The sequence below is a fragment of the Phytobacter cepae genome (assembly GCF_054165735.1).
This window is the reverse complement of record NZ_CM135107.1, coordinates 2,225,337-2,246,285: the sequence shown is the minus strand read 5'-3', so window position 1 is coordinate 2,246,285 and position 20,949 is coordinate 2,225,337. Positions and strand designations below refer to the sequence as shown.

Here is a 20,949-nt window from a genome sequence, read left to right as displayed (position 1 = left end):
CATCTTTGTAGGGTACTCAGAACGTCAGGGTTCTGCTCAGCAGGCGGTACAGGGCCTGCGGATCGGTTGAGTTTTTTGTCTTTTTTATAAAGTCATCATTCATCAGCATCCGTGCGAGGGTGGAAAAATACCTCATGTGTTCAGCATCGGGGGCACTTTCACTGATGGTGAGCATAAAAATCGTGTCCACCTCCTGGCCGCCCCAGAAGACGGGTCTGGCAAGCGTTGCCACGCTAATAGAGGAGTCACTGGCGTGGCGCGATCGGGCGTGAGGAATGGCTATCCCCTGCCCGGCAACCGTGGGAAATGGCGCTTCACGACGCCAGACGTCATCGCATAATTGGTGGCGGTTATCGGTACGCTGATGCAGCCAGAGGTTATCCACCATCCTCTTGATGGCATCGTTCTTATCCCTGGCGTCCAGTTCCCATAGCACCAGTTCCGGTGCCAGCACGGGCTTTGGTGAAACCGCATAAACGTCCGGCGACAGCAGCCGCTCTTTCACTGTCGCCGAACGTTGTGCTTGCATCAATGCGCCTGCCAGCGTCCGGCATTTGTGATAATCCAGTTCCCGCAATGCCTGCTTGATGACGGGAATCGATGGACCATTAATGCTCAGCTCATCAAAGCCCATGCCGACCAGGACAGGCAGAAACGCACCGCTGGCGGCCATCTCTCCGCACAGTCCAATCCATTTTCCCGCCCGATGCACCTCCTCGACTGCAAACTGCAGGGCGCGCAAGAAGGCCGGGGCGTGATTATCGTATATGTCTCTGACCTGCGTATTGCCGCGATCGGCGGCAAAAAAGTACTGCGTCAGGTCGTTGCTGCCAATGCTGAAAAAATCGGCATACGCCGCCATGTCAGGTATTGAAAAGAGCACCGACGGCACCTCAAGCATGACCCCAAGTTCGATGCTGCTATCAAAGGCGACGCCCTCTTCACGCAATTGCGCTTTTGCCTGCTCAAGCTGGGCACGACACCAGATAATTTCCTCGACGTGCGCGACCATCGGAATCATGACCTTCGCGGCCCCCACGGCCGATGCGGCCAGAATCGCTTTCAGTTGCTGCATAAAAAGCCCGTGAAGCGTTGGATAGGTGCGTACCGCCCTGAAACCCAGAAACGGATTTTCCTCTTTCTCCCGCGCCAGCCAGGCAATCGGTTTGTCGCCGCCGATATCAAAGGTCCGAAAAATCACGGTTTTCCCGCGAGCCGCATTCATGACCTGGGAATAGAGCGCCAATAGTTCGTGATAATCCGGCGAGGAGGTTCTCTCCATAAACGACATTTCGGTACGAAACAGACCGATACTCAGCGCCCCATTTTCGAAGGCCAACGTCGCCTCTTCGGGACGGGTAATGTTGGCCGCAATTTCTACCGGGTGCCCGTCAGCGGTCACCGCAGGCGCCTGCACGTTCGCTAACATCCGCTGCTGCATGTCGTGGCGCACCTGTCTTTCGTTGCGGTAGTAGTGCAGCACCTGTTCAGTGGGTGTGGCAATGATCCCGCCGAGATCGCCATCCAGCACGATGTCCTGCTCCGGGCGCAGCGTGAAATCGTGAAAGTCGATGTCTGCAAGGGCTGGAATGCCTGATGCCCGTGTCAGAATAGCGGTGTGCGAGGTTTTTCCGCCGCTGGAGAGAACGATGCCCGCCAGCCACTGTTTATTGAGCGCCAGAAACTGGCTGGGTGTCAGGCTATTGGCAAAGACCACAGACGGACGATGCAGGATTAAAGGAGGCTGAGAGACCGCCTCTGCGCCGTACATGTGGGTTAATAGCTGAAGCGCTATATCAAAAACATCCAGCGTGCGCTCATTGATGTAGCGGCTCGTCGATTCGCTTAGCGTCTCGCATGTCGCCATGGCCGCCTGCACCACCGCCGACCAGGCGTTCTCGTTGGCATTGATGTAGCCCATCAGGGTGTCAAGAAACTGGGGATCGGTAACCAGTGAAATGTGGGCCTGCAGAATGTCATGTTCCAGGCTGCGGGAGGTGTTCAACAATGCCTCTTTCTGGCGGCGAATCCGCTGCAGGCCTTTGCTGATGCGCGCTTTTTCATCCTCAGGTGAAAACGGGCCACCGGGATTGCGCGCCAGGATTTCCGCGAGGGTCAGGTTATGAAAGATAACCGGCCGGGCAATCGCCACGCCACCGCTGACGCGCGTGCCAGCAATAAACTCGGCCTGCGTTTCCTGTAGCGAGCGCGGTAAATACCCCTCCGCCAGCGCGGAACTCTCTTCCTGCCCCTCTTTCCATACCTCAAGCTGGTTCAGCAGAAAGTGAAGTTGCACCGAGGCCGTATGTTCGTCATCGCCGACCAACACGATGTTGCATACGTCCCCTTGCAGGGTATCAGTGGCGATCAGGGCGAGAGCACTTTTGGCATTGGCGGTGAGAAGCGTGCGGGTGTTGCACCACTGCACATCGGCGGTGAAAAGATGGCACAGGCGCTCAATGTAACCCGCAGGCCTGGCGTGAACGCCCTCTTGCAACGTGCATTTCCAGGTGAATGCCACTGACATAACCACGACTCCCGACAGTCTATGATAGACGTTTAAACCCAACGATCGGCCTACTATCCTTCACTGTTATTACGGGAGTTAACATAGTAAAAATGTCACCTTTACTTAAAAATAGTGACCTGTTTACAGTTTTGTGACTTTTGTCATACCCGTCTGCATACCGCATCGCAGTGGGTCATTCAGTTTGCGTGTCTTGTCGGCAATATTGCTAAACGATGCAGCGGACAGGGCATCAAGAGTGGCTTTCGCCCAAACCATGAGCAGGAGGTATAAGCTGCATTCTGTCGAAACCGGGGTGATTTTTATGGCGGGAGACTGAGCTGCAAGGCAGGCGAGCCTCCCCTGCGCTTTTTTGTATAGAGATGCGCCAGGGAAGCCAGAGAGCAGAGTGAACGGAATCCGTTAGTAGCGCCAGACACGCGCCGTGAGATCCCGTTGAGGCTTACTTAGCGATACACAATCCCGCCATCAATCAAAATCGCCTGCCCGGTCACGTAGTCGGAATCCGGCCCAGCCAGATACGACACCAGACTGGCCACGTCATCCGGCGTTTCAGGACGACCCAACGCAATCCCTTCTACATATTTCTTATAGGTCTCGCCCACTGGTGCGCCTGTTATCTCTGAAAAACGCTTATCGATCTCGGTCCACATGCCGGTACCCACAATGCCCGGGCAGTAGGCATTCACCGTGATCCCACGGCTGGCGTACTCTTTTGCTGCCGCCTGCGTCAACGCACGTACCGCAAACTTGGTGGCGGAGTAAATGCCCAGCATCGCAAAACCGTCATGTCCGGCGATAGAACAGGCATTTATAATTTTGCCTTTGTGCTTACGCTCTTCGAATTTTTTCGCGGCAGCCTGAATGCCCCACAAGGTACCCTGTACGTTGATGCGCATAATGCGATCCACCTCTTCCGGCGTGACGTCAGAGAGGGGCTGCACCTGGGCAATGCCCGCATTGTTGACGATGATGTCAAAGCCACCCAGCTCACGTTCAGTCTGGGCAACCGCCTCATAGACCTGTTCGCGATCGGAGATATCCGCCACGAAGGTCGCCGCTTTGCGACCCAGCGCTCTGACCTCAGCCGCGACCGCTTCCAGCGCATCGGCTTTCATGTCCACCAGCATGACTGACGCGCCATCTTTTGCCAGACGTAACGCAATACCGCGTCCGATCCCCTGACCTGCACCGGTTACCAGGGCGACTTTATTCTCGATAGCCATACTTTCTTCACCTCATCCTGAAAAAACGCTGCATTCATCACAGCAGATGGGCATTACACTACCGCTGGTGAGAGGGGTGGCCTACCCCCTCTGATGGGGGGGTAGGCCACCAGGATAATGCGTTAAGTCGCTGTAATGCTGGTGACACCGCGCGGCCTTAAGTACACTCGGGGAAACAAAAAAAGAGGTGGCGCTTGCATGGTGTTTTTGTCCCCCGAGGGTCGGTTCGCCCCTGACAACGTTGACGACGACCCTTTCCGTTTTACGCATAAACTCCCGTTGATTCTCACTAAGTTCACGCCGCCGCGCACGCCGGGTGAACTGTTACAACGCGAACGATTATTACAGCAACTGGACGAGGCCACCGCGGGCAGAGTAACCCTGGTGTGTGCTGCCGCCGGCTTTGGTAAAACGACATTGCTTGCGCAATGGTATCGTGCGCGACAGCAGCAGGGAGAGGCGCTCGCCTGGCTCAGCCTGGAAGAGGAGGACAATTCCCCCGCCCTCTTTGTGCGTTATCTGTTCGCCGCACTGAGCCCGCTTTATGATGGGCTTCAGACGCCTGTTGCCCTTTCTGCATCAAATGATGATGCCACGGACAGTGCCCTGTTTTTAGCCTGGCTTGCCAATGCGCTACACGCTTGCCCTCATCCGCTCTATCTGATTCTTGATGATTACCACACCATAAGCGACCCTGAGATCCATGCAGGCGTAAACTGGCTTCTTCATCATGCCCCGGACTGTTTACATTTGATTATTGGCAGCCGTGCTCATCTGCCGTTTTCACTTAGTCGCCTGCATCTTCAGGATCACTACGCTGAAATCGACGATCGCCAGTTGCGTTTCACTCTTCAGGAGGCGCAAGACTATTTTGCCCGTTCGGTGATGCCGGGTGTGAGACAGCAGGATATTCCGCACCTGCTGTCTCTGACCGAAGGCTGGGTGGCCGGAATGAAACTGGCGAGTCTGGCCTTACCCAATGGCACGGCACCGCGGCGCTTAACGGGCGAGCTTCGCTCAGGTTCACGCTCCCTCGCCCGTTATCTGGAGGAGGTGATTTTTGCCCCTCTGCCGCCTGAGGTGCTGCAATTTTTGATGCAAACATCGGTCCTCAATCGCCTGCATCCCAGCTTATGTGACACTGTCACGCAGTCAACGCAAAGTAAAGCCATGCTCGCGTGGATTGAGAGCCATAATTTGTTCCTCAGCGCACTGGATGAAGACGGACTCTGGTTTCGCTATCACCCCCTGATGCGGGATGTGCTTCTCCAGCGTTTACAGCAAACAAGCGACAGTGACATCAGCCTGTTGCACGAGCGGGCCGGGAACTGGTTTGCGGCAGAGCAGCTATGGGCGGAAGCCGTTCGCCACGCGCTGGCAGCGGGAAAATCGGTCACCCGCCATGCCGAGGCCGGGGCGCAATCGCTGGCGGAAGAAGGCGATATCGCCACCATGGTGCGCTGGATACGTTATCTGCCCGCCACCCCCGATCCCTCCAGGATTGAGCTGCAACTCAATCTGGCCTGGGCGTTAGCCCACCATTTTCACTTTGCCGACGCCCGCCAGCTACTGGATGCGATTGATGCGATGGTCGCAATACAAACCACGCCGCTGCCCCGCGCGACCTGGGTAAAGCAGCGGGTAGTGCGCGCCATATGTGAAGCCTTTGCCGATAACATCAGCGGCAGTATCACCCTCGTCGAACCTCTGCTGAAAGAGGTGCCCTGTAACGACGTCTGGGTTGATGGGCTGGTCTGTAACATTCTTAGCTACTGCCATCTGGCACTCGCTCATCCGCAGCGAACACTGGATGTGCAACAGCGCTTTCCCATGGGAATGGCCAAAAACCGCAACATGTTTATTGAGGTCTACCGGGCATTCGTGCTGTCGCTGGCGTATCTGCGTCAGGGCAATCTTGATGAAGCTGAACGGCAGGCGACTCAGGCATGGCAGCAAGCCGAGCAGCAAACCGGCAGTCACTCCAGCAGCGGTGCAACCCTGGCCCCCCTGCTTGCGGCTATCGCCTGGACGCGTGGTGAGGGTGATGCCGCCCATGCCCTGCTGGCACCGCGTCTGGGTATGATTGACGACTGTTGCCCGGCCGATGGCGTCAGCCTCTGTTACGCCATTCTGGCCCGCTGGGCACAAATAAACGGTCAATATGATGATGCTCACGCGTTGCTGATACATGCAGAGCAGTTGTCACTGCGTCGGGGCTGGTGGCGCGTCCGTATCGATCTTCTCGCCGAACGCGTGAAATTGTTTCTGGATGTGGAAGACACGCACAGCGCGCGCCAGTGTGCTCATACCCTGGCGGGGCTTGCACAGGATGCAAATAATCTTATTGCCCATTGGCAAAGTGCGCTGAGCGAAAGCCGTCTGCTGTTGGCCGAGAATCAACCGCAGGCCGCTGCCACCCGGCTTGATGCCGTCATCATTGAGCAGGAGGCGCACGGCGAGACCCTCTTCGCGCTGCGTGTCCGGTTGCTACAGGCAGCGGCGCTCTGGCGGGCGGGTAAGACCCGTCAGGCGGCGATGACCTGTAAACCTGCCCTTGCGCTTGCCGTGCAGCATAAAATGGCGCGCAGCCTGCATGAGGCCGGGCATGAGCTGCCTGCGCTGTTGCGCTGGATGCGCGAACATCTGGCCCCGGACGACAACATCACAGAAGCAGAAAACCTGCTCGGCATTTCATCTCAGCCTGATACGCTGCGGCTTACGGAACGTGAACAGCAAACCTTGCGCCTGATTGCCGAAGGGAACTCCAATAAAGCCATCGCCCGCACGCTCGGTATTTCCGTTGAGACGGTGAAATGGCATCTCAAGCAGCTGTATGAAAAGCTTGAAGTAAATGGACGCATCCAGGCGGTGAATCAGGCGAGGAAACGGGGTTTGCTGGTTTAGGGCAAAATCGAGCACGTTTCATGGCCAGTTTATGGATACGACGCGACGAACCAATCCCGCGGCACGCACCTCAGTCCCGTGGGGCGCACAGGGCAATGCACATCCCCACCAGCGCAGCAGCCGTCAACCAGTGAAAGACCGTGACCCAGTTTTCCAGTATGGGATGCGTCCCCAATATCACCGTGATCGCGGCCAGCATCATGGCGCCCGCCATATACTGGCTGGTGGCCATCAGTGCGCTGGCGCGTCCCTGCAGCGCAGCAGGGGTGGCGGTGAGCCCAATCGCAAACATCGCCGGGTAGATGAGCCCGTGGCCAACGCCGCTGAGCGCGATCCCCAACATAAAGCCCCAGGATACCGGCACTGGCAGTGACGCGGATAGAAGTCCCAATCCCAACGCCGCGGCGGCAAATCCTGCCACCAGCACCTGGGCGCTGGCAAAGCGGCGGGTCAGCGAGGAATAAAGAGCATTACCCACCACAATCAGCACGGCCAGCGGCGTAAACAGCAGCCCCGTCATCACCGCCCCTAACTGCCAGCTCTGCTGCCACAGTAAAGTCATGACATAAAACTGGCTGCCTACGCTTGCCATGTAGCAGCCGCTACTGAGCCAGCCGCTTTTCAGCCCCGACAGGTTACGCAACCGTGGTGAAAAGAGCGGGTGTTGAGCAAAGCGCTCATGAAGGATAAACAGCACCACCATCACCAATGCCAGACGGTTCGCGATAAAATCATGCGTTCCGGTTTCGGCATAACGCATCAACGCCCAGACTAATGCCCCAGCAGTGGCACATCCCAACAGCGCCCCCCGGCCCGCTGGCGATTTTTCGGTGCCTGCACGCATGGCCGAGAAATCCAGTCTGACCCGCCATAGCGCCAGCAACCCCGGCGGCAGATTAATGAAAAAGATGACGCGCCAGTTAACAGAGACCAGAACGCCACCCAGCATGACGCCGGCCACCAGACCAAGTGCCCCGATGGCACTCCACACCGCCAGCGCCCGCCGATGGGCCTCACCCTCAAAACGCTGGGCCATCAACGCCAGTATCGCGGGTTGCAGTAGCGCAGCAGCCATGCCCTGACCCGCCCGCGCCAGCAGCAGCATTGAGGCCGTGTGCGCCATTCCGCCGATGACCGAAGCCAGTAAAAATAGCCCCATCCCGGCACTGAACACCTGCCTCGCGCCGAAACGGTCGCAGAGGCTTCCGCCCAATAGCAACAGTCCGGCAAAGGTCAGTCCATAGAGCGAAACAACCCACTGCATTTCACCCGGCGACAGGTGTAAATCCTGCGCCAGCGCAGGTAAGGCGATGTAGACAATCGCGTAATCGAGCGCAATCAACGCCTGGGCGATACCGGGCGCCAGCAGCGCGAGGCGGCGCTTCGCAGGGGCGTTATCAATGAGATGAGTGTGCGTCATCAGGCTTCCTGTTTGGTGAGATATGATGAATAATCCTCATGGATTACCGTCTTTCCCTACAGGCTACGCCCAATACCACAACCATTTCAAAGTCATAGATTTCAGCCTAAGATGAGTTTAATTCAGCCATGAGAAAACGTCGTCTTCCACCGCTTACCGCTGTTCGCGCTTTTGACAGCGTCGCCCGTCATGCAAGCTTTAAACTGGCGGCAGACGAAATCGGGGTAACCCCGACGGCCATCAGCCATCAGATACGCCAACTGGAAGAGCATCTGGCGCAGCGGTTGTTCACCCGTTCAGCGCGGGCAGTCACCCTGACGCCTGCGGGAGAGATCCTGTTTCGCGCCTCAGGAAACATCTTCGCCACCCTGCGTGAAGCCGTGGCACTGATTGATACCCAAACGCTGCCCGATGCGCTGACCCTCAGCACCACCTCCAACTTTCTTACCAACTGGCTGGTGCCCAGGCTCTCCGCCTTGCACACCGCGCTTCCGGCGCTGGATTTACGCCTGCATAGCAGCACGCAGCTTGTGGATCTCGGGGGAGCCATCGCCGACTGCGCGATTCGCTACAGCATGCAGGCCGATGAAATGCTCGACAGTACCTTGCTCTGGCGCGATCGCTTTGTGCTGGTTGCCAGCCCATCACTGACGCTGCGCACCCCTCAGGATTTGCACAACGTGACGCTGTTTCATATTGAAAACCGACATGTACCGACCCCGGAACCGGACTGGCAACACTGGCAAAGGGCCTATGGCCCCCAGAGCCTGAAGGTAGAGACAGGGATTCGCTTTGATGATGAGACACACGCCATCCAGGCCGCGATAGCCGGGCAAGGTGTCCTCCTCGCCAGTGAGCTATTGGTTCAATATCCGCTGTCGCAGGGTTTACTGCATATTGCCCTGCCGGGCGCGTTGCCCGGCGGCAACTACTACTTTGTCACTCACCCGCAGAAAACGGCTCGCGAGGATATTGAGCAGTTGAGAACGTGGATAATGACGGCATTTGAAGATGTTACGTTGTCACACAACACCCATTAAAAGAGGAAGCCTTACAATGAAAATGAGTGATATTCCTTTCGCACTCACGCAGTGGCAGGATATTGAACCGGTTCGCCATCCCGGTGAAGAAGGTTATGCCCTCTGGCGCAGCGCGCAGTTCAATGATATTCGTGTGCGTATCGTCGAGTATTCTGCTGGCTATAAAGCCGATCACTGGTGTCTGAAAGGGCACATCCTCTTCTGCCTCGAAGGTGAACTGCATACCGAACTTGAAGATGGACGCACCTTTCTCCTCACACCCGGCGTGAGTTACCAGGTAGCAGATAATGCCGAAGCGCATCGCTCATCAACACAAACCGGCGCGAAGCTGTTTATTGTCGATTAACGGTCCGGGCGAGCATTTAGGTGCTCGCCCTTTTATTTCTAAACGCTTCTCTTCTCGTCAGACCCTGTCATCACAGCGACGATGTTACTCCTCGCGCCGTTTTATCGCGGTAACACGTCTTATTACTGAGGGTTACGGTTATCCACCGTCGGTGTGACCCGCACCGCCGCAAAGACAATCACCATTGCGGTGATCAACAGCAGGCCGCTGCCGGTAAAGACGCCGTTTGCGCCACTGAGATCAAACACCGCTCCGCCGCCCGCCGCACCGGCCCCAATGGCAAATTGAATAGACGCCACCAGCAGCCCACCTGCGCTTTCTGCCTCATCGGGCACGGTGATCGCAAGCCATGTGGTCCAGCCGACCGGCACCAGGCCAAAAGCAAAGCCCCACAGCGTGACCAGCACCCCATCCAGCACTGCCAGGTGCCCGAAGGCCACCATAGTGAGCGCCAGCGCGCCCATCACCAGCGGTACCAGTGCCAGCGTGAGGTGAAGATTACGGGCCAGCAGATGCCCGGCAATCGACGTGCCGAGAAAGTTGGCGAGACCAAACCCTAACAGGATCAGGGAAATGCTCTCGACGCTCACCTGCCCGACGGTTTCAAGGAACGGTCGCAGATAGGTGAAGAACGCGAAATGTCCGCTGAAAATGAGAAGGGTTGCCAGCATGCCGCCCGCCATGCCGGGACGACGCAACACCTTGAACAGGGTGCCCAGGCTGCCGCTGTGCTCCGGTTTCATTGACGGCAATACCCACATTTGCCAGAGCAGCGCCAGGACGCTCGGCAGGATGCAAAGAATAAAAACGTTACGCCAGCCAATGAGACTCCCCAGATAGCTACCCAGCGGCGCCGCCACTACCGTGGCAATCGACACGCTGGAAAAGATGATTGCCAGCGCCTGAGGAATTTTATCTGTCGGTACCAGTCGCATCGCGGTGGCGGTCGACATGGCCCAGAAACCGCCAATCGCAACGCCGAGCAGCAGGCGGCCAATCAGCATCACCTCCAGCGTAGGGGCAAAGGCCACCAGCAGACTGGAGAGGATTTGCATCACTGAGAAGAACATCAGCACCCAGCGACGGTCGATGCTTTTGGTCGCCGCCGAAATCAACAGGCCGCTTACCAGCGCGACCAGCGCCGTTGCGGTGACCGCCTGCCCCGCCATCCCTTCGGTTACCCCTAAACTTGCTGCCATTGGCGTCAGTAAACTGGCGGGCAGAAACTCTGCCGTAATTAAGCCAAAAACGCCCAACCCCAGTGAATAGACTGCTCGCCAGGCGGGCTTTGCGGGCGCAAGGGCCTCGGTCGCCGCGATGCATGAATTCATCTGTTACTCTCCTGTTATTGAAATGTGACTTACATCGCAAATCATAGGAAGTTCACCGTGGACGATCTATGACATATAATCCTCGATTATTGATTATTCGTCCGGATTTATGGCATGACGGTTCAGGCACCCGATTTGATCAGCGAATTGTTACGCGGCATGCGCCTCTCAGGGGTGAAATATCGCCGCATCGAGGCCAGCGCCCCCTTTGGTGTCGCCTTCGGTTTCGCGCCAGGCAAAGCGCAGTTTCACTTTGTCAGCCGGGGTACGGCAGTGCTGCGAATGGCGAGTGGCGCCACCTTCACGCTCAACAGCGGCGACGCGCTTTTTATCCCTAATGGCAATGCCCATGCCCTGCTCTCTGATGAGCACGCGGCGGTTACCCCCGTGTCGTCATTTCCGACAGAAGCCATTTGTGGCGATGTCTGTGCCATTACCTGTGAATCCTGCCCCGACAGTGACAGCACGATAATATTCAGTGGGTGTATGGATTTCGAACTGGGCGGGATGCAGCCGCTGATCAAAGCGATGCCGGAAGTGATGATGGTGAGCCGGCTAATGACCACCTGGCCGGAAATCCATCCCTTACTGGCCGCGATGGAGCGTGAATCTCTGACCCGCCAGGTGGGGTTTGCCGGAATTCTGGCGCGGCTTGCCGATGTGGTCGCCGCACTGATTGTTCGCGGTTGGGTAGAGGCCGGTTGTGGTAAGTCCAACGGCTGCTTGCAGGTGCTGCGCGATCCGCGACTGAGCCGGGCAATCTATGCGATGCATCAACAACCGGGCATCAACTGGAGCGTGGCGGAACTGGCAAAAGAAGCGGGCACCTCACGGTCGGTCTTCGCTGAGCGGTTTCTCGCGGCCACGGGTACGACGCCAGCGAAATACCTCAGCGAGTTACGCATGCGGCTGGCGATCCAGTACATCAACCAGGAGCAACAGCCGATTGAAACCGTGGCGCTACGTCTGGGCTACAGCTCGCTCGCCGCGTTTAGTCGGGCATTTAAGCGCATTGTCGGTCAGTCGCCGGGTGCCGTGCGGGAAGTGCGGCAGACAGAAGATCAGGTGTAAACCTTATTACTGCGATAAAGCGTGTTCCGTCAGACTGTCGATGACCCCCTCCTGCTGCCACTGCGCCAGGAGTGTGGTTAGCGCAGAAAACCAGCGCACATCGCTTTTTGCCACACAAATCGCCTGCTGGATACCGGTGAAGTTGTCCGGCAGCACCCGAAAATCCGGGTGTTCGCGTGCGGTTTTTTCTAAAGGCTGGCGGATACCTGCCGTCATTTCCCCTGCCCCGTCGAGAAAAGCCTCGATGGCATCCTGAGAGGAGTCATGGCGTATCAGCGTCGCCTCCCGCAGTTCCCTGGTGAGCCATAAATCATAAGCTGCGTTTTTGCCCACATTGATCACCACGCCAGCCTTGTCCATTTCCTGTACGCTCTGCCAGTGGCTGTGCGCCCTGACCAGCAGCGTGCCCTGAATCGTGATATAGGGGGAAGTGAAACGCAGCAGGGCTTCGCGTTTAGGATCGATGGCCAGAAACGCGATATCCCAGATGTCTTTGCCCGCATCATCCACCACCTTCCCGGCAGCGGGATAGGTCAAAAACACGGGTTCCCGCCCGAGGCTATCGGCAATTTTATTAGCCAGCGCCACGGTGATCCCGTTGGGTTTGCCCTGCTCATCTTCGGTCGCCAGGACGGCATTGCCTAAATTGATGGCAAAACGTAAGGGTGCGGCTGCGCTATCTGACATCTGACTCTCCAGGGGAAGCAATGGATGAAACGGTCTTTATTCAGCATAGCAGCCCCACCCCCACTTAACTTTCCAGTCGCTGACGATGGCGAAGGCCGGGGAACCATTTCATCCACAACGCCACCACAATTAACGTCCCAATCCCCCCAATCGCGGCGGCAGGCACCGCCCCCAACCAGGCCGCCAGCATCCCGGATTCAAATTCACCCAGCTGGTTAGAGGTGTTGATAAAGATAGAATTGACCGCGTTAACGCGGCCGCGCATGTCGTCTGGCGTATCGAGCTGAACCAGCGAACCACGAATCACCATGCTCACCATGTCGCAGCCGCCCAGCGCAAACAGTGCCAGTAATGAAAGCCACATCCAGCTTGAGAAGGCAAAGATCAGCGTGGCGACGCCAAAGCCCGCCACGCTCATAAACATGATGAGGCCAACGTTGCGTTTCAGCGCCCGGTGGCTAAGCCAGAAGCCCACCAGCAGCGCACCCACGGCTGGCGCGCTTCGCAGTAACCCCAGCCCCATCGGCCCAGTGTGCAGGACATCGTGAGCAAAAATAGGCAACAGTGCGGTCGCGCCACCGAGCAGCACGGCAAAGAGATCCAGTGAAATCACCCCCAGCACGTCAGGTCTTTTACGAATAAAGTCGACGCCTGCAAACAGCGAGGTCAGCGTCGGCGGCGTGCGTGGCGGTAGCGCCTGTTCATAACGCAGGCTCAGAACCAGCATCAGTGAAACCAGATACAGACCGGCGGTCACGGTATAGACCACATCCGCACCGGCAGCATAGAGAAAGCCCCCCAGCGCCGGGCCAACAATTTGCGCCGCCTGGCCGGATACCGCATTAGCGGCCGTGGCACGCGGGAGTATGGAGACAGGCACCAGCGCCGGGAGCATGGAGATCATCGCCGGCGACTCAATCGTTTTAGCGCTGGAGATAATAAAAATCAGCAGCAAAATGACCCCGACGCTGGCATCACCTTTCCAGGTAAACCAGGCCAGCAGCGCGATGGCGACCCACTCAAAAACCTGGCCGAACATCACCACCCGGCGACGGTCAAACTGATCGGCAATATGCCCGGCAGGCAGCGCCAGCAGCACCGAGGGGAAGAACTGCACCAGACCAATCATCCCGAGCCAAAAAGCGCTGTGGGTCTGGGAGTAGATTTGCCAGCCCACGATTATCGAGAGCATCTGAAAACCAAAGCTTGAGCTGGTGCGTGCCAGCCAGAACGCTACAAACGAACGATGCTGTAACAGACTGCCATCGCGAGCAGATAATACCGGTGCCATAAACGTATCCCATTAAGCGCCCGACCCGATTGGCTATCTTACTTGTCAGTTTAAACCTGGCAGTGCTCAACATCCTCACGTACTGCTTGTACGCTCCGGTTTTTCCGCGCTGTCCGAGTTCAAACTGCCTGCGCCGAATACGCCAACCGGGTCAGGCTGAAAAACGGCCCGAGCTATTAGGTGCCCGGTGCCGATGTGTTGTTACAACGCCCAATACCCAAATAATTCATGTTGCAGGAAGATGGCAAACGAGGATGTCCCCAGGAGCTTACTGAAGTAAGTGACTGGGGCAGCCGAGTGAAGCCAACGCATCTGCAGCGTGAAGAATGACGGGTATTCAATGCGCGGCAGAGGGCGGCCCACCCGGCGCCCCCGACCTGACAAACGGAGGTTTTGCAAACCAGATAATGACCACCAACGCCATAAAACCCCAGCCCAACAGCCAGAAATAGTCGATGGTTGACATCATATACGCCTGCTGTTCGATGGTTTTATCCACCGCGGCCAGATGCTGCTGCGTCACCCCGCCCATTTTATGGAGATAGTCCATGGCGGGTGGATGGTAAACCGAAACGCTCTCCGTCAGATTGGCGTGGTGATAAATCTCGCGCCGTGACCACAACCAGGTGGTCAGAGAGGAAGCAAAAGAGCCGCCCAGCACACGGAAGAAAGTCGCAAGGCCAGACCCCTCTGCCACTTCGTTACCGTGCAGGTTCGACAGCACGATGGTGGTGATGGGCATAAAGAACAGCGCCACGCCAATGCCCATAAACATCTGCACTTCCGCAATCGTGCGGAAATCCACGCTGGTGTTGAACTGGGCGCGCAACAGACACGACGCGCCCATGGTCAGGAACGAGAGCGAAGCCAGAATACGCAGATCCACCCGGTTGGCATAGCGCCCTACAATGGGGGTGAGGAGCAGCGGCAGGAAGCCCATCGGTGCCGCAGCCAGCCCCGCCCAGATAGCGGTGTAACCCATCTGCGTTTGCAGCCACTGGGGCAAGATAATGTTGATGGCAAAAAACGCCGCATAGCCGAGCATCAGCGTGGTGGTACCGATGGCAAAGTTGCGGTCAGCAAACAGCCGCAGATTGACAATGGGGTGGCGCTCGCCCAGTTCCCAAATCACAAACGAGACCAGCGCGATGGCGGAGATGACCGACATGACGATAATTTCTGTCGATGAGAACCAGTCGAGATCGTTGCCTTTGTCCAGCACCACCTGCAACAGCCCGACCCCCAGCACCAGCAATGCGATGCCGATGTAATCGATAGGGGCAATGGTCGTCGTCTCTTCACGCTCACGCAGCTGCGTCCAGACCACAATCGCCGCAAAGATGCCGATCGGCACATTGATGTAAAAGATCCACGGCCAGGAGTAGTTGTCAGTGATCCAGCCGCCGGTAATCGGCCCGACAATCGGCGCGACCACCGTCACCATCGACAGCAGGGCCAGCGCCATACTGCGTTTGGTGGTCGGGAAAATAACCAACAACAGGGTCTGGCACATGGGAAACATGGGACCGGCGAAAAAACCCTGCAGCGCACGGAAGATAATCAGCTCGGTCATACTATGGGCAAAGCCGCACAGGAATGAGGTCAGCGTAAACAGCGTGACTGACCCCACAAACAGCTTCAGTTGGCCAAAACGTCGGGTAAACCATCCCGTTAGCGGCAGCGCGATGGCATTGCACACCGCAAACGAGGTGATAACCCAGGTGCCCTGGTCCGAACTCACCCCGAGGTTACCGGCAATGGTCGGCAACGCCACGTTGGCGATGGTGGTATCGAGAACCTGCATAAAGGTCGCCAGCGACAGCGCAATGGTGGCGAGCAGCAGGCTGGGGGGCGTAAACGCCGCCTTGTCTTGCATAACGCCTCTCTTAGCGGTTGCTCGCCGCTACGGCCTGACGGTTATCATGGAGGATCTTCGCCACCACCTGATCGGCTTTATCGAGCGCATTCTGATAAACATCGGTGGTAAAGCGCGGCGCGGCAACGGTCTGCTGTGGTAACAGGTGGCCGTCAGTATCATGGATGTCCACTCGCACGAACATCGACAGTCCGACGCGCAGCGGGTGTTTCTCCATATCGTGCGGGTCGAGGGTAATACGCACCGGCAGACGTTGCACAATTTTGATCCAGTTACCGCTGGCATTCTGCGCGGGCAGCAGCGAGAACGCACTGCCCGTGCCGATACCTAAGCTCTCGATGGTGCCCTGATACTCCACTTTATCGCCATACAGATCGGCAGTCAGGACCACTTTCTGCCCCATACGCATAGTGTTGAGCTGGCTCTCTTTAAAGTTGGCATCCACCCAAACCTGATCAAGCGGCACAATCGACATCAGCGTGGTGCCGGAGTCGACACGCATCCCCAATTGCACAGCACGTTTTGCCACGTAGCCACTGACCGGCGCGACAATGGTGCTACGGGCGTTATCGAGGAAGCGCTGACGCAGGGTGGCCACCGCACTTTTGATTTCCGGGTGACTGTCGATAACCGTGTCATCAACCATCGCCAGATTGGTGGTTAACGCCTGTTTTGCCGCCATCAAATCACTCTGTGCACTGGCAACCGCATCGCGGTAATGAGAGAGATCTTCCGCAGACACGGCGCCTGCCGCAAAGATTTTCTGCCGACGGGCATAATCGCTCTGGGCGGTTTGCAGCGTGACCTGTTTCGCCGCCACCTGTGCACGATAATTATCCGCCGTGCTGTACAGACCACGCACCTGGCGCACGGTGCTGGCCAGATTGGCTTCCGCCTGCTGCAGCGCGATCTGTGTGTCGCTTGGGTCGAGCAGCACCAGCGGCTGGCCCTTGGTGACGTAATCCCCCTCGTCAACGGCGACCTGGGTGACCGTGCCGGCAATCTGCGGCGTCAGCGTGACCAGGTTAGCATTCACGTACGCATCATCCGTGGTCTCGTAGTAGCGGGCATAAAGCAAGTACCACGCCAGGCAGCCTGCGGCTATCAACAGCAGGATAATCAGCAGGATCGCAAAATTACGTTTGCGTTTGCTCGGGGCGCGTTCGGGTTGTGCTGATGAAGGTGCAGATGAAGTTTGCATCGTGGTTAAACCTTTTTCTGGACAGCTTAGCGATGGGGTTTCGTTGCCTCGTCCGGCAGCATTTTTATCAGCAGCTGGACCAGCAAACGTGATTCTTCAGGGGTCAGACGGGCGGTAAGCGAGCCCAGAATGGTGGCGAGCGCCTCATTCTGAAAACGGTCGCAAATGGCCCGGCCTTTGTCGGTCAGTGCCAGGATCACCTGGCGTTTGTCTTCAGGATTGGGGGTACGCAGGATCAGCGAACGCTTCACCATGCGCTCAAGCATTCGGCTCATCGCCCCGGCATCCATCAGCAGATTTTTGCTCACCTCAAGCGGGCTGTTGAAGCCCTTATAGATACTGATCAGCACCTTGAACTGGGCAGCAGTGATATCGGTGTCGGCAAAAAAGTGGCTGATAAGCTGGTCTTTGAACTGGTTCGCCAGGTGGATAAGCAAGCCGAGATGAAGTTTAGGGTTAGGAATGTCCGCAATGTCGTTCATGTTATTTGCCTGGTCAATAATTACAATTGAAATTACTGACCAGGCAAATGTTTGTCAACGTGGCGTAAAGAAGATCGCACAAATCTATACATTTTGACGTTCCCCCCCTGTTTTGGTGGGCGGAAAAAGATAAAGCGATCCCCCATTCTGCCGATAAATTATCAACTGCTTCTGGAACGGGATGGTGGGTGTTTCACAAGCTGTAATATCCCGGACCACAACGAATACTCGCAACATATGGTAAGGACACACCCGCTATGGTGAGCCACATTGGAAGTCATCAGAACACCCTTCGCCCGTCCGCAGAGGCTGCAACGCCTGCTGCACGTTCACCCGCGCAACCTAGCGATTACAATGTGGAAAGCGACGTACGGGGGGCCGCTAACGGGCGTGTTACCCTCTCCTCGCTGGGCCAGCAGTTGAGTCGCAGCGCTGGTGAGTCAGATACCGTCAACGCAGGCCTGAGTCGAAAAGCACTCGCTGCAAAAGCCGAAACACTGCTCGGCCAAATTACCGGAACACAGTTTTCCGCGAACCGGGCCATTTATGATGCACAAGTGCCTGAGTCTGACTCACCGGAACGCCTCGCCCAGGCCAAACAGGCAACCGAGTTTGTTCACGGAAACGGCCGCAATCCTTTTGCAGGCCTTTCACGTGAAGAGCTGGCGTTAATCACTTACGACGACAGCGGTTCGTTCACCACGAATGAGCGAAGAGCGGCCTGGGAGGAAGCATACGACAGGGAGTATGCGTGGCGTCAAAACGTGGTGGCTAAAGCGATGGCCGAATACAACGGCAGCGGCAAACTGACCGACTTCTTTGGCGAAGTACTGGAACATTTTCACTCTCTGCCAGCGATAGAGCAGGCGCAATACCCGGACAACTACGCCGAAAAGCTGCAAAAATGGATAGATCTGGACTACAACTACCTGACCAACCGTGCAGAGGGTAAGGGCAAACCTGAAGAGGCTCTGACCCTGGAACAAAGCCTCGACTTGCTTCAACCCTGACGCTTCTCTGGGCCGCATGACACTCATCACCTGAACCGGTGCCTGCCATCGGTTTCCCGATTTTTGCCTGACGCCTGGTTCTGCCCCCTCATCCAACGGAATATAAAAAATCATATCGTGATGAAAATATCATTCAGCATGTGATCGAGGCAGTACTAACACCTTGATGTAATGATCAATGATGAAACTTTAGTGAGCGGCTTAACCGCCGGGCGTCATCCCGTCCGTCTTGCTTACTTAGAAGGATTTAGCTATCAAATCCGTAGATTCATTCAAATATCTATAACTGAAAGCAGTGATATATCGTAGAGGCATTCACAAAACAAATGGAGCCAGATATGAGCATGTCAGAAGACACATCCCAGGAATCCTCGGCAGCAAAATGCCCTTTTCATGATGGCGGTTCAAAACCCGCAAAAAAAAGTAGCGTGACCACAAACCGGGACTGGTGGCCGGAACAATTGCGCGTCGACCTGCTGAATCAACACTCCAGACGCTCCAACCCGCTGGATGAAACATTCAATTACCGTGAAGAGTTCAAAAAGCTCGATTACGCGGAACTGAAAGCAGATATCAAAAAAGTGCTCACCGACTCACAAGACTGGTGGCCAGCAGACTGGGGCAGCTATATCGGTCTCTTTATTCGTATGGCCTGGCACAGCGCCGGCACCTATCGTACCGTCGACGGTCGAGGCGGTTCAGGCCGCGGGCAACAGCGTTTTGCCCCGCTTAACTCCTGGCCTGACAACGTCAGTCTTGATAAAGCACGCCGCCTGCTGTGGCCGGTGAAACAAAAACACGGGCAGAAAATTTCCTGGGCCGATCTGCTGATGCTGGCGGGTAACGTGGCGCTTGAAAACGCCGGCTTCCGTACCTTCGGGTTTGGCGCCGGTCGCGAAGATGTGTGGGAACCGGACCTGGATGTGAACTGGGGCAACGAGAAATCCTGGCTTGAACATCGTCACCCGGAAAGCCTCGCGCAGGCGGCCATTGGCGCCACTGAAATGGGGCTGATATATGTGAACCCGGAAGGCCCGAACGCCAGCGGTGAGCCGGTCTCTGCGGGCGCTGCGATTCGCGCGACCTTTGGCAACATGGGGATGGATGATGAAGAGATCGTCGCCCTGATTGCAGGGGGGCATACCCTCGGTAAAACCCACGGTGCGGCGTCGGCTGACCATGTGGGCGTTGAGCCAGAAGGTGCGCCACTGGAGTCGCAGGGTCTCGGTTGGACCAGCAGTTATGCCAGCGGTGCCGGTAGCGATGCCATTACCTCCGGTCTGGAAGTGGTCTGGACGCAAACGCCGACCCAGTGGAGTAATTATTTCTTTGAGAACCTGTTCAAATACGAGTGGGTCCAGACCCGCAGTCCGGCAGGTGCGATTCAGTTTGAAGCTAAAGATGCACCGGACATCATTCCCGATCCTTTCCACCCGGAGAAAAAACGCAAGCCGACCATGCTGGTTACTGACCTGACGCTGCGTTTTGATCCGGATTTCGAGAAGATTTCCCGCCGTTTCCTCAACGATCCGCAGGCCTTCAACGAAGCCTTCGCCCGCGCCTGGTTTAAATTAACCCACCGCGATATGGGGCCAAAAGCACGTTACATTGGTCCGGAAGTGCCGAGTGAAGATCTGATTTGGCAGGATCCGTTACCGGCAGCTATTCACCATCCGACCGATGCCGACATTGCCAGCCTGAAAGTGGCGATTGCCGGTGCAGGTTTGTCGGTGAGTGAGTTGATTTCGGTTGCCTGGGCCTCAGCGTCTACCTTCCGTGGTGGGGATAAACGGGGTGGCGCAAACGGTGCGCGTCTGGCACTGGCCCCGCAAAACGGCTGGCCGGTCAACGCCGTTGCGCTCAAAGCCTTACCTGCCCTGCAGGCCATTCAGCAGGCATCAGGCAAAGCCTCGCTGGCGGATATCATCGTGCTGGCGGGTGTCGTTGGGATTGAGCAAGCCGCGGCAGCCGCTGGCGTGCAGGCTAGCGTGCCGTTCACCCCTGGCCGGGTTGATGCCCGTCTGGATCAGACGGATGTTGAATCGTTCAAACTGCTGGAGCCGCTGGCGGATGGTTTTCGCAACTATCGTCGTGAGCGCGATGAGATAACGACCGAAACGCTGCTTATCGACAAGGCCCAACAGTTGACGCTGAGTGCGCCGGAACTGACCGTTCTGTTAGGCGGGATGCGCGTGCTGGGCACCAACTTTGATGGTAGCAAACACGGCGTCTTTACCGACCGCGTTGGTGTGCTCAGTAACGATTTCTTCGTGAATCTGCTGGATATGCGCACCGCATGGAAACCGGTTGATGAGCAAGCGGAGCTGTTTGAAGGCCGCGACCGTAAAACCGGCGAGGTCAAATACACCGCAACCCGTGCGGACCTGGTATTTGGTTCGAACTCCATCCTGCGCGCGCTGGCGGAAGTGTACGCCAGTGACGATGCGAAGCAGAAGTTCGTGACGGACTTCGTTGCCGCCTGGACGAAAGTGATGAATCTGGATCGTTTCGACCTGTAATTCTCGCGCTGTAAACCG

Annotated in this window: 15 protein-coding genes; 6 read left to right on the top strand and 9 right to left on the bottom strand. The window is 56.8% G+C overall.

Annotated features, from left to right (window positions below; translation table 11 throughout):
* Positions 1-16 precede the first annotated feature (16 nt).
* Entirely contained in the window at positions 17-2,527 is a 2,511-nt protein-coding gene (gene ptsP, locus ACUY4Q_RS10510) for a phosphoenolpyruvate--protein phosphotransferase (protein WP_458046960.1), read from the bottom strand.
* 446 nt (positions 2,528-2,973) lie between these two features.
* Entirely contained in the window at positions 2,974-3,753 is a 780-nt protein-coding gene (locus tag ACUY4Q_RS10505; protein WP_458046959.1) for an acetoin reductase, read from the bottom strand.
* A 198-nt stretch (positions 3,754-3,951) separates the two neighbouring features.
* Here ACUY4Q_RS10505 and ACUY4Q_RS10500 point away from each other — a divergent pair, with 198 nt between their 5' ends.
* Positions 3,952-6,657, top strand: a complete 2,706-nt coding sequence (locus ACUY4Q_RS10500) for a winged helix-turn-helix domain-containing protein (protein ID WP_458046958.1) — start codon at positions 3,952-3,954, stop codon at positions 6,655-6,657.
* A gap of 70 nt (positions 6,658-6,727) precedes the next feature.
* Here the strand turns inward: ACUY4Q_RS10500 and ACUY4Q_RS10495 are convergent, their stop codons facing one another.
* A complete protein-coding gene (locus ACUY4Q_RS10495) occupies positions 6,728-8,077 on the bottom strand; it encodes an MFS transporter (protein ID WP_458046957.1) in 1,350 nt (449 codons plus the stop codon).
* Between the two features lie 128 nt (positions 8,078-8,205).
* On the opposite strand from ACUY4Q_RS10495, the gene ACUY4Q_RS10490 reads away from it, so the two are divergent.
* Both ACUY4Q_RS10490 and ACUY4Q_RS10485 read left to right on the top strand, forming a co-directional pair.
* On the top strand, positions 8,206-9,117 hold the full coding sequence (locus tag ACUY4Q_RS10490; protein WP_458046956.1) for a LysR substrate-binding domain-containing protein: 912 nt from the start codon (positions 8,206-8,208) through the stop codon (positions 9,115-9,117).
* Positions 9,118-9,133: 16 nt separating this feature from the next.
* Positions 9,134-9,463, top strand: a complete 330-nt coding sequence (locus tag ACUY4Q_RS10485; RefSeq protein ID WP_458046955.1) for a DHCW motif cupin fold protein — start codon at positions 9,134-9,136, stop codon at positions 9,461-9,463.
* A 122-nt stretch (positions 9,464-9,585) separates the two neighbouring features.
* On the opposite strand, the gene ACUY4Q_RS10480 is transcribed toward ACUY4Q_RS10485, so the two are convergent.
* Entirely contained in the window at positions 9,586-10,794 is a 1,209-nt protein-coding gene (locus ACUY4Q_RS10480) for an MFS transporter (protein WP_458046954.1), read from the bottom strand.
* Between the two features lie 114 nt (positions 10,795-10,908).
* On the opposite strand from ACUY4Q_RS10480, the gene ACUY4Q_RS10475 reads away from it, so the two are divergent.
* Entirely contained in the window at positions 10,909-11,865 is a 957-nt protein-coding gene (locus tag ACUY4Q_RS10475; protein ID WP_458046953.1) for a cupin domain-containing protein, read from the top strand.
* Positions 11,866-11,871: 6 nt separating this feature from the next.
* Here the strand turns inward: ACUY4Q_RS10475 and ACUY4Q_RS10470 are convergent, their stop codons facing one another.
* The 5 genes from ACUY4Q_RS10470 to ACUY4Q_RS10450 form a co-directional block, all read right to left on the bottom strand.
* Complete coding sequence (locus ACUY4Q_RS10470; protein ID WP_458046952.1) at positions 11,872-12,552, bottom strand: transporter substrate-binding domain-containing protein; 681 nt, start codon at positions 12,550-12,552, stop codon at positions 11,872-11,874.
* A 64-nt stretch (positions 12,553-12,616) separates the two neighbouring features.
* The gene (locus ACUY4Q_RS10465; RefSeq protein WP_458046951.1) at positions 12,617-13,843 is read right to left on the bottom strand and encodes an MFS transporter; all 1,227 of its coding nucleotides are present in this window, start codon (positions 13,841-13,843) and stop codon (positions 12,617-12,619) included.
* Between the two features lie 337 nt (positions 13,844-14,180).
* Entirely contained in the window at positions 14,181-15,719 is a 1,539-nt protein-coding gene (locus ACUY4Q_RS10460) for a DHA2 family efflux MFS transporter permease subunit (protein WP_458046950.1), read from the bottom strand.
* A gap of 10 nt (positions 15,720-15,729) precedes the next feature.
* On the bottom strand, positions 15,730-16,920 hold the full coding sequence (locus ACUY4Q_RS10455; protein ID WP_458046949.1) for an HlyD family secretion protein: 1,191 nt from the start codon (positions 16,918-16,920) through the stop codon (positions 15,730-15,732).
* Positions 16,921-16,946: 26 nt separating this feature from the next.
* A complete protein-coding gene (locus ACUY4Q_RS10450; RefSeq protein ID WP_458046948.1) occupies positions 16,947-17,402 on the bottom strand; it encodes a MarR family transcriptional regulator in 456 nt (151 codons plus the stop codon).
* Positions 17,403-17,659: 257 nt separating this feature from the next.
* Between ACUY4Q_RS10450 and ACUY4Q_RS10445 the strand changes: the two genes are divergently transcribed.
* Complete coding sequence (locus tag ACUY4Q_RS10445; RefSeq protein ID WP_458046947.1) at positions 17,660-18,412, top strand: hypothetical protein; 753 nt, start codon at positions 17,660-17,662, stop codon at positions 18,410-18,412.
* A gap of 338 nt (positions 18,413-18,750) precedes the next feature.
* Positions 18,751-20,931 (top strand): catalase/peroxidase HPI, encoded by a 2,181-nt coding sequence (katG, locus tag ACUY4Q_RS10440; RefSeq protein ID WP_458046946.1) that lies wholly within the window; start codon positions 18,751-18,753, stop codon positions 20,929-20,931.
* Positions 20,932-20,949 lie beyond the last annotated feature (18 nt).